Annotated in this window: 17 protein-coding genes; 8 read left to right on the forward strand and 9 right to left on the reverse strand. The window is 67.3% G+C overall.

What is annotated here, in order from left to right; all coding sequences use genetic code 11:
• Positions 1–2: 2 nt before the first annotated feature.
• Both metW and ACW176_RS02455 read left to right on the forward strand, forming a co-directional pair.
• Entirely contained in the window at positions 3–677 is a 675-nt protein-coding gene (gene metW / locus ACW176_RS02450; protein ID WP_492110761.1) for a methionine biosynthesis protein MetW, read from the forward strand.
• On the forward strand, positions 674–1,471 hold the full coding sequence (locus ACW176_RS02455; protein ID WP_492056464.1) for an endonuclease/exonuclease/phosphatase family protein: 798 nt from the start codon (positions 674–676) through the stop codon (positions 1,469–1,471). The genes metW and ACW176_RS02455 overlap by 4 nt, the downstream gene beginning before the upstream one ends.
• Here ACW176_RS02455 and ACW176_RS02460 read toward each other — a convergent pair.
• The 3 genes from ACW176_RS02460 to ACW176_RS02470 all read right to left on the reverse strand — a co-directional run bounded on the left by ACW176_RS02460 (position 1,407) and on the right by ACW176_RS02470 (position 4,280).
• Complete coding sequence (locus ACW176_RS02460; protein WP_492110762.1) at positions 1,407–2,918, reverse strand: phospholipase D-like domain-containing protein; 1,512 nt, start codon at positions 2,916–2,918, stop codon at positions 1,407–1,409. The two genes, ACW176_RS02455 and ACW176_RS02460, sit on opposite strands and share 65 nt — an antisense overlap.
• 169 nt (positions 2,919–3,087) lie before the next feature.
• Entirely contained in the window at positions 3,088–3,432 is a 345-nt protein-coding gene (locus ACW176_RS02465) for a P-II family nitrogen regulator (protein WP_062143741.1), read from the reverse strand.
• A 26-nt stretch (positions 3,433–3,458) separates the two neighbouring features.
• A complete protein-coding gene (locus tag ACW176_RS02470) occupies positions 3,459–4,280 on the reverse strand; it encodes a class I SAM-dependent methyltransferase (protein WP_419318748.1) in 822 nt (273 codons plus the stop codon).
• A gap of 80 nt (positions 4,281–4,360) precedes the next feature.
• Here ACW176_RS02470 and gloB point away from each other — a divergent pair, with 80 nt between their 5' ends.
• From gloB to ACW176_RS02485, 3 genes are all read left to right on the forward strand, one after another.
• Positions 4,361–5,107, forward strand: a complete 747-nt coding sequence (gene gloB, locus ACW176_RS02475; RefSeq protein WP_492110763.1) for a hydroxyacylglutathione hydrolase — start codon at positions 4,361–4,363, stop codon at positions 5,105–5,107.
• On the forward strand, positions 5,104–5,577 hold the full coding sequence (locus ACW176_RS02480; RefSeq protein ID WP_419318752.1) for a cupin domain-containing protein: 474 nt from the start codon (positions 5,104–5,106) through the stop codon (positions 5,575–5,577). Before gloB ends, ACW176_RS02480 begins: the two co-directional genes overlap by 4 nt.
• A 129-nt stretch (positions 5,578–5,706) precedes the next feature.
• Positions 5,707–6,147, forward strand: coding sequence for a hypothetical protein (locus tag ACW176_RS02485; protein ID WP_419318754.1), 441 nt, complete (start codon positions 5,707–5,709; stop codon positions 6,145–6,147).
• Positions 6,148–6,182: 35 nt separating this feature from the next.
• Here ACW176_RS02485 and ACW176_RS02490 read toward each other — a convergent pair whose 3' ends face one another.
• The 3 genes from ACW176_RS02490 to ACW176_RS02500 all read right to left on the reverse strand — a co-directional run bounded on the left by ACW176_RS02490 (position 6,183) and on the right by ACW176_RS02500 (position 9,139).
• Positions 6,183–6,962 (reverse strand): DUF4908 domain-containing protein, encoded by a 780-nt coding sequence (locus tag ACW176_RS02490; RefSeq protein WP_492110764.1) that lies wholly within the window; start codon positions 6,960–6,962, stop codon positions 6,183–6,185.
• Positions 6,963–7,150: 188 nt separating this feature from the next.
• Positions 7,151–7,876 carry a beta-ketoacyl-ACP reductase gene (locus ACW176_RS02495; RefSeq protein WP_419318758.1) on the reverse strand — a complete coding sequence of 242 codons (726 nt, stop codon included), beginning with the start codon at positions 7,874–7,876 and terminating at the stop codon, positions 7,151–7,153.
• 87 nt (positions 7,877–7,963) lie between these two features.
• The gene (locus ACW176_RS02500; RefSeq protein WP_419318760.1) at positions 7,964–9,139 is read right to left on the reverse strand and encodes an acetyl-CoA C-acetyltransferase; all 1,176 of its coding nucleotides are present in this window, start codon (positions 9,137–9,139) and stop codon (positions 7,964–7,966) included.
• A gap of 217 nt (positions 9,140–9,356) precedes the next feature.
• On the opposite strand from ACW176_RS02500, the gene phaR reads away from it, so the two are divergent.
• Positions 9,357–10,025 (forward strand): polyhydroxyalkanoate synthesis repressor PhaR, encoded by a 669-nt coding sequence (phaR, locus tag ACW176_RS02505; RefSeq protein ID WP_419318762.1) that lies wholly within the window; start codon positions 9,357–9,359, stop codon positions 10,023–10,025.
• A gap of 84 nt (positions 10,026–10,109) precedes the next feature.
• Entirely contained in the window at positions 10,110–10,424 is a 315-nt protein-coding gene (locus tag ACW176_RS02510; protein WP_492110765.1) for a hypothetical protein, read from the forward strand.
• Here ACW176_RS02510 and ACW176_RS02515 read toward each other — a convergent pair.
• Positions 10,421–10,732 (reverse strand): DNA-binding protein, encoded by a 312-nt coding sequence (locus ACW176_RS02515; RefSeq protein WP_492110766.1) that lies wholly within the window; start codon positions 10,730–10,732, stop codon positions 10,421–10,423. The two genes, ACW176_RS02510 and ACW176_RS02515, sit on opposite strands and share 4 nt — an antisense overlap.
• 256 nt (positions 10,733–10,988) lie before the next feature.
• Here ACW176_RS02515 and ACW176_RS02520 point away from each other — a divergent pair, with 256 nt between their 5' ends.
• Positions 10,989–11,138 carry a hypothetical protein gene (locus tag ACW176_RS02520; protein WP_419318768.1) on the forward strand — a complete coding sequence of 50 codons (150 nt, stop codon included), beginning with the start codon at positions 10,989–10,991 and terminating at the stop codon, positions 11,136–11,138.
• A 6-nt stretch (positions 11,139–11,144) separates the two neighbouring features.
• Here ACW176_RS02520 and ACW176_RS02525 read toward each other — a convergent pair whose 3' ends face one another.
• Complete coding sequence (locus tag ACW176_RS02525) at positions 11,145–11,567, reverse strand: hypothetical protein (RefSeq protein WP_419318770.1); 423 nt, start codon at positions 11,565–11,567, stop codon at positions 11,145–11,147.
• Between the two features lie 98 nt (positions 11,568–11,665).
• Positions 11,666–12,403, reverse strand: coding sequence for a glycosyltransferase family 2 protein (locus ACW176_RS02530; protein ID WP_419318772.1), 738 nt, complete (start codon positions 12,401–12,403; stop codon positions 11,666–11,668).
• Positions 12,404–12,449: the final 46 nt, after the last annotated feature.

Below are 12,449 nucleotides of genomic sequence, written 5' to 3' on the forward strand. Positions count from 1 at the left end.
GCATGACCACCACCCGCGAAGACTTCCGCGAAATCCTCCGCCTCGTCCGGCCCGGCTCGCGCGTGCTCGATGTCGGCTGCGAGGAGGGCGCGCTGCTCGACCTCCTGGCCCACGAAAAGCAGGTCGACGGCCGGGGCCTGGAGATCAGCGCCAGCGGCGTGGCCGCCTGCATGGCGCGGGGCCTGTCGGTGGTGCAGGGCGACGCCGACCAGGACCTGGACCATTTCCCCGACAAGACCTTCGACTACGCCATCCTGTCCCAGACCCTGCAGGCGACGCGCCAGCCGCGCCACGTGCTGGCCGAACTGTTGCGCATCGCCGACCGGGCCATCGTCTCTTTCCCCAATTTCGGCCACTGGCGGGTGCGCTGGTCGCTGCTGAGCCAGGGCCGGATGCCGGAGACCAAGGCCCTGCCCATGCCCTGGTGGTCGACGCCCAATATCCACCTGTGCACCCTGGTCGACTTCCTGGCCCTGACCGACGACCTGAACGTGCGGGTCGACGCCTGCGCGGCCTTTGCCGGTTCAGGCCCCGCCCGACCGATCGATCCGGCCAGCCCGCTCGAAAACTGGCGGGCGGAAAGCTGCCTGTTCATGCTCAGCCGGGTCGAGCCCGGCACGAATGAGACGTCGACGAGGGAACCTCCGGCGATCTCAGGCGATCTCTTCGACGGATGAAGCTTCGCCTGATGACCTACAATGTCCACCGCTGCGTGGGCACGGACCGTGCGCTCGACGTCGAGCGCATCGCCGAGGTCATCGCCGCCGAAAATCCTGACGTGGTGGCTTTGCAGGAACTGGACGTCCTGCGCCGGCGCACCAAGACGGTGGATCAGGCTCACCGCCTGGCCGAACTGCTGAAGATGAAGTTCCACTTCCATCCGGCCATGGCCGTGGAGGAGGAACTGTATGGCGACGCCATCCTGACCGCCCTGCCCGAGCGCCGGATCAAGGCCCAGGGCCTGCCGCTGTATCGGCGGGTGCCGGGGCTGGAGCCGCGCGGCGCGCTGTGGGTCGAGGTCATGGTCGGGGACACGCCCGTCCAGATCATCAACACCCATCTGGGCCTGATCCCGCAGGAACAGAAGCGCCAGGCCGCCGCCCTGCTGGGCGAAGCCTGGATGACGTCTGACGCCTGGACCGCGCCGGGCGTGCTGTTGGGCGACTTCAACGCCTCGCCCTACTCGGCCACCTACCGCATGCTGCGCGCCGCCCTGCGCGACGCCCAGACGCCCAGCGGGACGTGGCTGCGGCCGGCGACGGCGACCTTCCCCTCCAGCTTCCCGTTCATGCGCATCGACCACGTCTTCCTGACCAAGGGCCTGGAAACCCTCGCGGTGAGGTCGCCCTACGACGCCCGGGCCCGGGTGGCCTCCGACCACCTGCCGCTGGTGGTCGATCTGGAGGTTACGGCAGCAGGTGCGCCGGGGGTTCCGGTGGCGGTTCCGTCAGGCGAACCAGATCCTGCTTGAGACGCTCGCGGCGGCCCCAGGGCCGCCAGGCGTCGTCGGGTGAGATGGCGTCGCCAAGGCTCCAGTCGGCGATGAACTGCTGGACACCGGTCAGATGGCGCGACGGCACGGGCTGCAATCGGCGTGGCGGGCCGCCCCTGAGGTCCAGGGCGTGGATCGCCGCCGCCAGGCCGCCCTCGCGCTGCATGGCTTCGATCACATCGATAGGCGGACGCCCCAGGAAGTGCCCGATCAGCCGGGCCAGGAAGGCGGTGATGACGTCGCGCTCCTGCGCGTCCCGCCCCTCGAAGGCCAGGTCGCACTCGGTGTCGAGACCGATCGAGCGGTTGTTGAGATTGGCCGAGCCGACCCGCAACATACAGTCATCGATGATCGCGACCTTGGAATGGACGATGATCGGACCGCCCTTGGGCGTATGGGCGCTGAACGCCGAAAAGCGCTTATGAACATCGACCGACCGCAGGCGGTTGATGGCCGAGGTGCGGGCGCTGTCCATGGTGATCTGGTCGAAATAGCTGGGGCTGCGGGCCGGACCGATGGTCACCACCTCGGGTCCATCGGGCTCGATCAGGCGCTCGGCCAGGGCTTCGACGATGATCGGCGAGGTCAGATACTGGTTTTCCAGATAGATCAGCCGCTTGGCCGCGCGGATGCTGGAGAGGTGCAACAGCAGGCTTTCGATGACCTCTGGCCGGTCCTTCCACGCCGCCTCGGTCCGGCTGATCGCCACCTGGGTGCGGCGCAGATCGGGCAGAAGCCCCGGCGGCCAGGGCGCCTCGTCGGGTCGTTCCGGGGGGCTCAGACTCTCGCCGGTGGCGTTGCGCCAACGGGCGATGAACAGGTCGCCCAAAGCCTGGGCCGCGCGGCCATCGACCAGCATCGCCACCTCGTGCCGGGCCGGATAGCGGCGCCCGGTCGGCAGGCGCCGGCGGGGATCATTGTCGAGGTGTTCGCAGGTGTCCCAGCGATCCAGGCCGATGTCGCCGCCGCTCAGCAGGGCCGTCGCGCCGTCGATGATCACCACCTTCTGATGATGGCAGGCCGAGGCCGGCAGGGTGGCGTCGAGCTGATACTTGACCCGCGAGCCGGCAAAGAAGGCCGCGCCGCGCTGGGGTCCAAACAGCTGGGCCGCGGCGATCGGGAACGGCATGTCCCAGGTCAGGATGCGCACGTCCAGCGCCGGGTTCAGGGCCGCCTGCCGCCGCAGGATCAGCCCCATGCGGTCGGCATGCCGGGGATCACGGCTCCTCTTGACCCGGTCCGGATCCAGTCGCGTCAGGGGGTCGAACACCCAGGCCAGAATCCAGATCGAGCGTTTGGCGGCCACCAGCAGCGGCTTGAGCGCGTCGAAGGTCTCGTCATTGTCGATGAGCAGGGCCAGCCGGTCGGCGGGCTCGATGCGCCAGCAATTATAGCCTTGCCGAAAAACAGAAGGCCGCTCTCCCATGACGCTCCAATCGCGGTGAGTTTCGACAACGCGCGAACCCGTCTCATGGCTCCGCTTCAAATCAATCTCGCGACGTCTTCGAGCGATATGGGAAACTGGCGCGCGACCGCCAGGGAGCCCGGGCCTTGATCGGCCTCGAACCGCGGAACGCGATGCGCGCGGGGAAGACCTAGCCCGCGATCGCCGCCGCGTCGCGTTCGCCGGTGCGGATGCGCAGGGCCTGTTCAAGGTCCATGACGAACACCTTGCCGTCGCCGATCTTGCCGGTGTTGGCGGTGCGCTGTAGGGCCTCGACCACAGGCTCCACGACATCGGTGGGCACGGCGATCTCGAGCTTGACCTTCGGCAGCAGCTTCACCTCGTATTCGGCGCCGCGATAGACCTCGGTCTTGCCCTTCTGCCGGCCATAGCCGCGCACCTCGGTCACCGTCAGCCCCGACGCGCCAGCCTCGGTGACCGCTTCGAGAACAGCGTCGAGGCGGCTGGGCTTGATGATGGCGACGATCATTTTCATGGCGCGGCTCCCGCAGCGAACAGTGATTACGAACCTAAGCTAGGCTTCGAACGCGGCGCGTCCAAGTGCGATCCGTCCGCAATCCGCGCCGGCGCCTTCCGAACAGGCGCCTTGCGCGCTGTCGCCGGACCCGCAGGGCTGGGCGACAGGACGCCCGGCGTGAAAACCCGGACCCGCGCGCGGTGGCCGCGCGGCTTTACGGCGAAGGTCTGTTTGACCGCTTCCATCAGAATCAGACCGGCAAAACGCGGCCACAGGCGGGCGCCCACCTGCTCGAAACCCTCGGCCCAGCCGGCGGTCATGGCGATGGGCGGCGCATACAGCGCCCGGGTCCAGCCGGCGGGCTCAAGATCGGCGTCGCGGATCAGCCGTTCCAGCTGGCTGCGACTGAAGGGCCGGCCATGGCCGAAAGGCGTGCTCTCGGCCCCGGCCCAGACGCCGTCGCGCGACGCCACGGCCACGATCAGCCGGCCCGTGGGCGCCAGGACCCGGCCGATCTCGGCCAGGACGGCGGCCGGGTCGTCGGCCTCTTCCAGGGCATGGACGGCCAGCACCCGGTCAAACATGGCGTTGGGCAGCGGCAGCGCCGTTTCCTCGACCAGGCAGGCCTGGTTGCGACCGCCGTGCGGCCAGACCTCGACGCCCTGGGTGGCCGGCATGGCGGCCACCACGCGCCGGGCGCTCTGGCGGGCCGAATCCAGGAAGGGGGTGGCGTAGCCCAGGCCCAGGACGTCGAGGCCGCGCGTACTGCCCCACGCCTCATCGACCTTGCGCGCCAGCATCAGCCGCGCTGCACGGCCAAGCGGTGTGGCGTAGAAGGCTCTGAGATCGAGCACGTCGCGACGCATTGAGTCTCCGGGGCGGCCAGTTCATCTATGTAGGCGGTGGCGGGCCCCGCGTCACCGCCTGACACAGAACAAGGCTTTCCATGTCGCTGACCGTCCACCAGTTCGCCTGCCTGTCCGACAACTATGGCTTTCTCGTGCGCGACGACGCGACCGGGAAGACCGCGACCATCGACACGCCCGACGCCGACGCGATCCTGGCCGAGCTGAAGGCTCTGGGCTGGGAGCTGGACCTGATCCTCAACACCCACTGGCACCCCGACCATGCCGGCGGCAACGCCGCGATCAAGGCCGCGACCGGCGCGACCATCATCGGCCCGGCCGAGGTGACCCGCATCGCGCCGCTGGACCGCGAGGTGGTCGACGGCGATGTGGTGGACCTGGGTGAGACCCGGTTCACGGTCATCGACACGGGCGGCCACACCCTGGGCCATATCGCCTATCACGACGCCGCCGACGCCATCGCCTTTGTGGGCGACACCCTGTTCGCCCTGGGTTGCGGACGGCTGTTCGAGGGCACGGCCGAACAGATGTGGGGCTCGCTGTCAAAGCTGACCGCCCTGCCCGACGCCACCACGGTCTATTGCGCCCACGAATACACCGCCTCGAACGCCCGCTTCGCCCTGTCGGTCGATGACGATCCCGTCCTGAAGGCGCGCGCCGATCAGATCTTCGCCGCCCGCGAACGGGGCGAGCCGACCGTCCCGACCTCGATCGGCGTCGAAAAGGCGACCAACCCGTTCCTGCGCGCGCCGCTGCTGCGTCCGAACCTGGACCCCGCCCAGGCCTTCGCCGAGATCCGCGCCGCCAAGGACGGCTTCAAGGGATGAGCCCCGAAACCAGGCCTTTGGGCATCTCCGGCGATCTGGGGGCCCGGGAAATCATTCGACTGCTGGACCTTCAGCCCCACCCTGAAGGCGGCTGGTATCGCCGGACGTTTGAGGACGTGTCGATTGATGGCGGCCGGCCGGCCTCGACGGCGATCTACTACCTGCTGGAGGCGCAGCAGATGTCGGCCTGGCACCGGGTCGATGCGGTCGAGGTCTGGCACTATCACGCCGGGGCGCCGCTCTCCCTGACCCTGTCGCCGCCTGACGGTGACGGCGCGACGGCGCATGTGCTGGGTCCTGACCTGCGCGCCGGCTGCCGTCCCCAGATGGTCGTTCCCACGCTGTGGTGGCAGACCGCCACAAGCCTCGGCGCCTGGACCCTGGTCAGTTGCACGGTGGCCCCGGGCTTCCGGTTTGAGGGCTTTGAGATGGCCCCGCCGGACTGGCGGCCAAGAATCCGGCCAGATTAGGCCCTCCCCATTTTGGGTGCCTTTTGAGGGGGGCGAGACAGTATGCCGCACCCCCTGCGTCAACCTTTTCGCCCCGACCGAACCCGGTTCGCTATAACAGGGTTCCCCAAATTGGGGAGGGGAGAGACCATGTCGGACGAGTACCATGACGCGCGCGCGGCGGTGCGCTGCGCCACGGATTACATTTTACGCTGGGTTGAAATCGCCAATGAGGCCCATGGCGTCGATATCGTCTATTCGCTCGTCTACACGACCCTCTGGGCGGGCAACGTCTCGCATCTGCGGGGCAAGGTGTATGCCGAGATCGACGAGATTCCGCCCGATGAAGAGCGCCGGCCGATCACCATTCGCCAGGTCGCCGATTCCCTGGGCCTGCCGTACGAAACCGTCCGTCGCCGCGTGGTCGAAATGCTCAAGCGCGGCGTCGCCAAGAAGGTCGGGCGCGAAGGCTTCATCGTGCCCGGCGAAGCCCTGGCGCGGCCTGAAATGGTCTCGAGCCTGCGGCGCTCGCACGCCAGCCTGACGCGGTTCCTGAAGGAACTGAAGGCCCTGGGCGTGGAAGCCACCTGAGTCCATCCAGACGGCAGGAAGCTTTGGCGCCCGCCCTACCGGTTGACCACCTTGACGATCCGCTTCGAAGACGGGCGCCCAGCCATGCCTTGAGCGGGGGCGTAGGTCACGATCAGGGTCCCGTTCCTGAGGGTGGCGCCGGGCTTGTCGCCCTCGGCCAGCACAACCCGCGCAATCCCGGCCAGGATTGACCGGTCACCCTTGCGGGCGATGCGCTCGAACGCCTCGGCGGTGATGGTTGCCGACTCGGCGATCAGCACGGAGGTCTCGGGCCGCGCATCCTGCAGCGTCTCGAACGGCATCTGCCGCTGGGCCGCGCGGCTGGCGCGGATGCTGGCCTGACCCATGCGCTGATAGAGGGCGATGGGCGAGATGGCGGACGGCGGCTGGATCGACGGCGCCTTGCCGGTCAGGGCGGCGGCCGCGCCGTTGGGGCTCTCGTCGGTGAACAGGATCATGCCGCCGAGCTTGGTGGCCCGCAGCATCGGCTCGCCCAACTCGTTGTGGTAGATGACGTCGCCGCGCGAGGCGGGCTGCGGCGACAGCACCCAGACCTCGGCGCTGTTCTCGAACTTCAGCAGGGGCAGGGGCGAGGCGCGATCCAGCACAAAGGCGCTGCCGCTTTCCGAGACATAGCGGGCGACCGGAGGCGGGGCCGGACGGCGCGAGGTCGAAAAGCCGCGATGGCCCAGCAGGGCGTCCTTCAGGGACTGCGCGGCCTGTTGGGCGCTGGCGGGGGAACCGACCGCGAGGATGGCGACGATCGCGAGGACGATCTTCGTCCTCCAGCCGCTCTTCTCAACAATCGAACTCATCATTCAGCTGTCATGCCCGCCGACTAGGGCGAATCTTGGACGGTGGTCGCCGCCCCCTTGCCCGGCGATCCGCCATTGCCCTCAAGGTGGAGGTTTCACGACGAAACGCCCCGCGTCGTCAACCGTCGTGACAACGGCCCGGTCGCCTGCGCGCCGGGCCGTTGCAAACATGCCAGTACGGACAGCCTTTAGGCCGCCATGTACTGCCCGCCGTTCAGGGTCAGGGTGGCGCCGGTCACGAAGCCCGCCCGCTCGCCGGCCAGGAACGAGACCATGTCGGCGATCTCCTCGCCCTTGCCCAGGCGGCCCACCGGGATGCCGGCAATGATGCTGGCCAGGACGTTTTCCGGCACGGCGGCGACCATCTCGGTGTCGATATAGCCCGGGCAGATCACGTTGACCGTGACGCCTTTCTTGGCGTTTTCGAGCGCCAGGGCCTTGGTGAAGCCGATCAGGCCCGCCTTGGCGGCCGAATAGTTGGTCTGGCCCATCTGGCCCTTCTGGCCGTTGATCGAGCTGATATTGATGATCCGACCCCAGTTGCGCTCGCGCATGCCCTCGATGACCGGGCGGGTCATGTTGAAGGCGCTATCCATGTTGACCCGGATCACTTCGGACCACTGCTCGTAGGTCATCTTGTGCAGCATGCCGTCGCGCGTGATGCCGGCATTGTTGATCAGAACGTCGATGGGGCCCAGCTCCGCCTCGACCTTTTTCACCGCAGCGGCGCAGTCGTCGAACGAGCCGACATTGCCCTTCACCACCATCACGCCCAGGTCCCTGGCGCAGGCGGCGGCGGCTTCTTCATTGCCGGAATAGCCGGCCGCGACCTTCATGCCGTCGGCCACCAGGCGCTCGCAGATCGCGCGACCGATCCCTCGGGTGCCGCCGGTCACGAATGCAACTCTCGTCATGTGTCTCTCCCGAGTTTCTTTTTATGAGTGTCGACAATCAGCGAGCCGGGGCAAGGCCCCGGCGCACTGTCATCGAAATTTGTCTGTTCAGACCGCCTCGACGCACATGGCCACACCCATGCCGCCGCCGATGCACAGCGTCGCCAGACCCTTCTTGGCCCCCGAGCGCTTCATCTCGTGCAGCAGGGTGGTGAGGATGCGCGCGCCCGACGCGCCGATCGGGTGACCGATGGCGATGGCCCCGCCGTTGACGTTCACCTTGGCGGTGTCGAGACCCAGTTCCTGCACCACGCACAGCGACTGGGCGGCGAAGGCTTCGTTGGACTCGACCAGGTCGAGGTCGGCGACGGTCCAGCCGGCCTTTTCCAGGGCCTTCTGGCTGGCCGGAATCGGGCCGGTGCCCATGATCTCGGGCTCGACGCCGGCATTGGCCCACGAGGCGATGCGAGCCAGCGGGGTCAGGCCGCGGGCCTTGGCTTCGTCGGCGCTCATCAGCACCAGGGCGGCGGCGCCGTCATTAAGGCCCGAGGCGTTGGCGGCGGTGACCGAGCCGTCCTTGGTGAAGGCCGGACGCAGGCCCGAAATGGCGTCGATCGTCACGCCGTGACGGATGAACTCGTCCTTGTCGACGATGGTGTCGCCCTTGCGGCCCTTGATGGTGACCGCAACGATCTCGGCGTCGAACCTGCCGGCCTTCTGGGCGGCCTCGGCCTTGTTCTGGCTGGCGACGGCGAAGGCGTCCTGGTCGCCGCGGGTGATCTGCCAGCGTGAGGCGATGTTCTCGGCGGTCTGGCCCATGTGATAGCCGTGGAAGGCGTCCCACAGGCCGTCCTTGATCATGGTGTCGACGAACGACAGGTCGCCCATCTTCTGGCCATTGCGCAGATGCTGGGCGTGCGGCGCCTGGCTCATGCTTTCCTGACCGCCGGCGACAACGATCTTGGCGTCGCCCGCTGCGATCTGCTGGGCCGCCAGGGCCACGGCGCGAAGGCCCGAGCCGCACAGCTGGTTGAGGCTCCAGGCCGGGCTGCCCACCGGGATGCCGGCATTGATCGCGGCCTGACGGGCCGGACCCTGGCCGGCGCCGGCCTGCAGCACCTGGCCCAGGATCACTTCATCGACGTCAGCGGGGCTGATGCCGGCGCGCTCGATGGCGGCCTGGATGGCGATCTTGCCGAGTTCAGACGCGGGCAGGCTGGACAGCGCCCCGTTGAAGGAACCGACCGGCGTGCGGGCGGCGGAAACGATGACGATGTCGCTCATGGCGAAGCTCCCGTAACGATCTGACGTGACGCCTTCGCAGTTGCGGCGCCCGTGCTTTTGCAGTGCAGCAACACAATGCATACCGAACCGCGTTCGTCACGGGCACTTTTTCACGGCTTGTTGCGCCTTCCAAGTGTTCTGACCACTGGCGCCATGCCTTTGCATTGGCGATAGTGCGTTGCGAAAAGCGGGCGACACCGCTCTCCCAGGGAACGAAATGTCCGAGAACCCCGAAAAAGGCGAAACCACCGCCGGCGCTGAAAAGGCGACCGGCCAACGCGTGATCATCAAGAAATACGCCAACCGTCGCCTCTACAACACAGCGTCCAGTTCCTACGTGACCCTCGAACACCTGTCGGACATGGTGAAGGAGGGCGTCGACTTTGTGGTCTATGACGCCAAGTCGAACGACGACATCACGCGCTCGGTGCTGACCCAGATCATTTTCGAAGAAGAGAACCGCGGCGGCGGCCAGAACCTGCTGCCGATCCAGTTCCTCCGCCAGCTGATCGGCTTCTACGGCAACTCCATGCAGGCCTTCCTGCCCAGCTATCTTGAGATGTCGCTGGAAAGCTTCACCAAGCAGCAGGAGCGGATGCGCACCCAGTTCGCGGGCGTCACGCCGGGCCTGACCGCCGCCAAGCTGCCGGTCGGTATCGGCGTCTATGAAGAACAGGTTCGCCAGAACATGGCCCTGTTCGACCGGGCGATGAAGATGTTCTCGCCCTTCGCCTATGCCCGGCCAGAAGACGCCGCTGCGGCGGCCTCGTCCGAACCGGCCGCGACCGCGCCCGCCCCGCAACCCAGCGAGGATTCCCTGGCCGACCTCAAGCGCCAGTTGGAAGTCATGCAGCAGCAGATCGAGAAACTGGCCACCAAGCCCTGAGGGCCCTGAGGGCCCGGCCCTTAAGCCTCCAGAAACCACACCGGAACAGCCGTTCTTAACGGTCAAGGCCCTAGGCTGGCGACCATGACCGGCCCTATCGATCCCATCCGGCGTTCCAGCCCTGCGCGTCGTGCGCTGACCCTGCATCAGGATTCCGCCCATGAGGCCGAAACCGAGGATGTCGTGTTCGTGCGCGAGGAAGCGCCGGCTTCGGCGCCGCGCAAAAGCGGATTTGGCGCGTTCGCGGCCCACCTGATGGGCCAGAGCGGTCAGAAGCGCGGCCTGCGCGGTGGGCAGGAAGTGCTCGACTCGGCGCGATCGACCTATCTCGGGACGGAATATTCCGGCGAGGCCGACCGCCGTCCCAGGGCGGGCCTGTTGAAAAAGACCGCGATCTAGGAGTCCGGCTTGCCTAGGCGCGCCTCCAGGGCGGCGACCCGGGCCTCCAGCATGGCGATGCGCTTGTCGCGCGCCTCCAGCGGATCGAGCGGTGGCCGCACACCGGCCCGCAGCGCCGCCTCAGCCGTCGTCACGCCCAAAAGCTCAGCAAAAGCCGTCAGTTCGCTCCAGCTTAGCTCGCGCTGATCCTTGAACGCCAACTCCAGCGCCGCCTCGTCCATCTGGGCGACGGCGGCCATGACGGCGCGGCTCAGGCCCCGCTGCGCCAGCCGCGCCTCGTACCAGCCCCGGTCGAAGAACAGCGCCATCAGCGTCTCACCGTGACGCGCCCGGCTTGGCGCCGGTCTTGCTTAACCGTTGGTGAATTCATCGCCGACGAGTGCTCCCATGCTGACCGCCGCCATCCGCTTTCTCGACATCGCCGTGGTCACCCTGATCTTCACGGCCCTGACCTAGATCAGGCAAGCCTTCCGGCGCTGGCCCTAACGCGGCCTTCACCACGACCGTCGAGCAAGCCTTAATCGGCGAGCGCTATTCCTCCCGCTCACATCGGGGAGAATTTTCGTGCTTCTGACGCTATCGGGCCTGTTTGTCGCGATCCTGCTCGCCACGCTCGCCTGGACGTTCGCAGAGCCCTACGTGACCCATTGGCGCGGGATGCGGGCGGCTGAAAAGCGGCGGATCGCGGAGCGCCGGAAACCGACGCCCCAGTAATCGCCTTCAGTTCTCGCCGAAATCCACGTCCCGCCGCGCGGCGACGATGGTGACGATGAAGCCGGCCAGAACGTCCAGCAGAACCATCACGGTGATCAGGAAGAAGGTCGAGGTCGCGAAGGCCGGGGCCAGCAGGAACTCGATCAGGCAGATGATGAACAGCACCAGCGACAGCGAGTGATTGATGATCGCGATCTTGCGGCTGGTCGTGGATTTCAGCAGCTCGACGAACAACACCACCAGCGAGGCGGCCAGCAGCAGATCGCCCAGGCTGACGGCCCAGTCGACGCGCGAGGTCATGTGGATGGTGAACAGGGTCTCGGTCATGCGCGCATGCGCCTGGGCCGACATGAACGCCCCCGACAGGGTGAGCGCGATCAGATTGTAGACCAGCACTGGCAGGGCCAGCAGCGGAACCGCGGCGAACATAGACAGCCTCTCCCCCAAGGACTCGCGGCCGTCAGGGTCGCGCCCATAACGGTTAACCGCATTCTCGCAAGGCGAGAAGGCTGTTCAACCCACGAGGGCTAAGCTTCGTCCACGCCTTGGGGATTGCGGGCCCGGGTCTGCAGCCACATCACGCCCAGCAGGTCGCTGACCGAGGCCTTGAGCCGACCGAAATTGGTATATTTCGACACCCCGCTCTCGCGATGGCGATGGTTCACCGGCTGGAACGCCACCTCATAGCCCTCGCGCAGCATCAGGGCCGGGATGTAGCGGTGGATGTGGTCGAAATAGGGAAGCCGCAGGAAGGCCTCGCGACGGAAGGCCTTCAGCCCGCAGCCGGTGTCATTGGCCGTATCCTTCAGCAGGCGCTTGCGCACGCCGTTGCCGAACTTTGAGGCGAAGCGCTTGGCGCTGCTGTCCTGACGCTTGACCCGCTCGCCGCCGACCAGGGCCAGGGTGGCGGGGCCGGCCGCCAGGGCCCGGGCCAGGCGCGGCGCATCGGCCGGATCGTTCTGGCCGTCGCCGTCCAGGGTGACGATGATCGGCCCGCGCGCGGCCAGGATGCCGCTGCGCACGGCGCGGCTCTGGCCGGAGTTCTTGCGATGGCTCAGCACGCGCAGTTGCGGAATCTCGGTCTTCAGGGCCACCAGCAGGGCCCGAGTGTCGTCGCGGCTGGCGTCGTCGATGAAGATGATCTCGTGATTTTCGCCGGCGAAGGCGGCCGCGATCTCGCGCGCCAGGGCCGGGGCCGCGCCGCCCTCGTCAAAGACGGGGACGACAATCGAATAGTCAGGGATTGCGGCGGCTTGAGCAGTCATCGCCCTCTAATACCTGAAAAGTCGCCACACGAAAGGATCGTGCTAT

Source organism: Caulobacter sp. FV1ye13L (assembly GCF_058681155.1).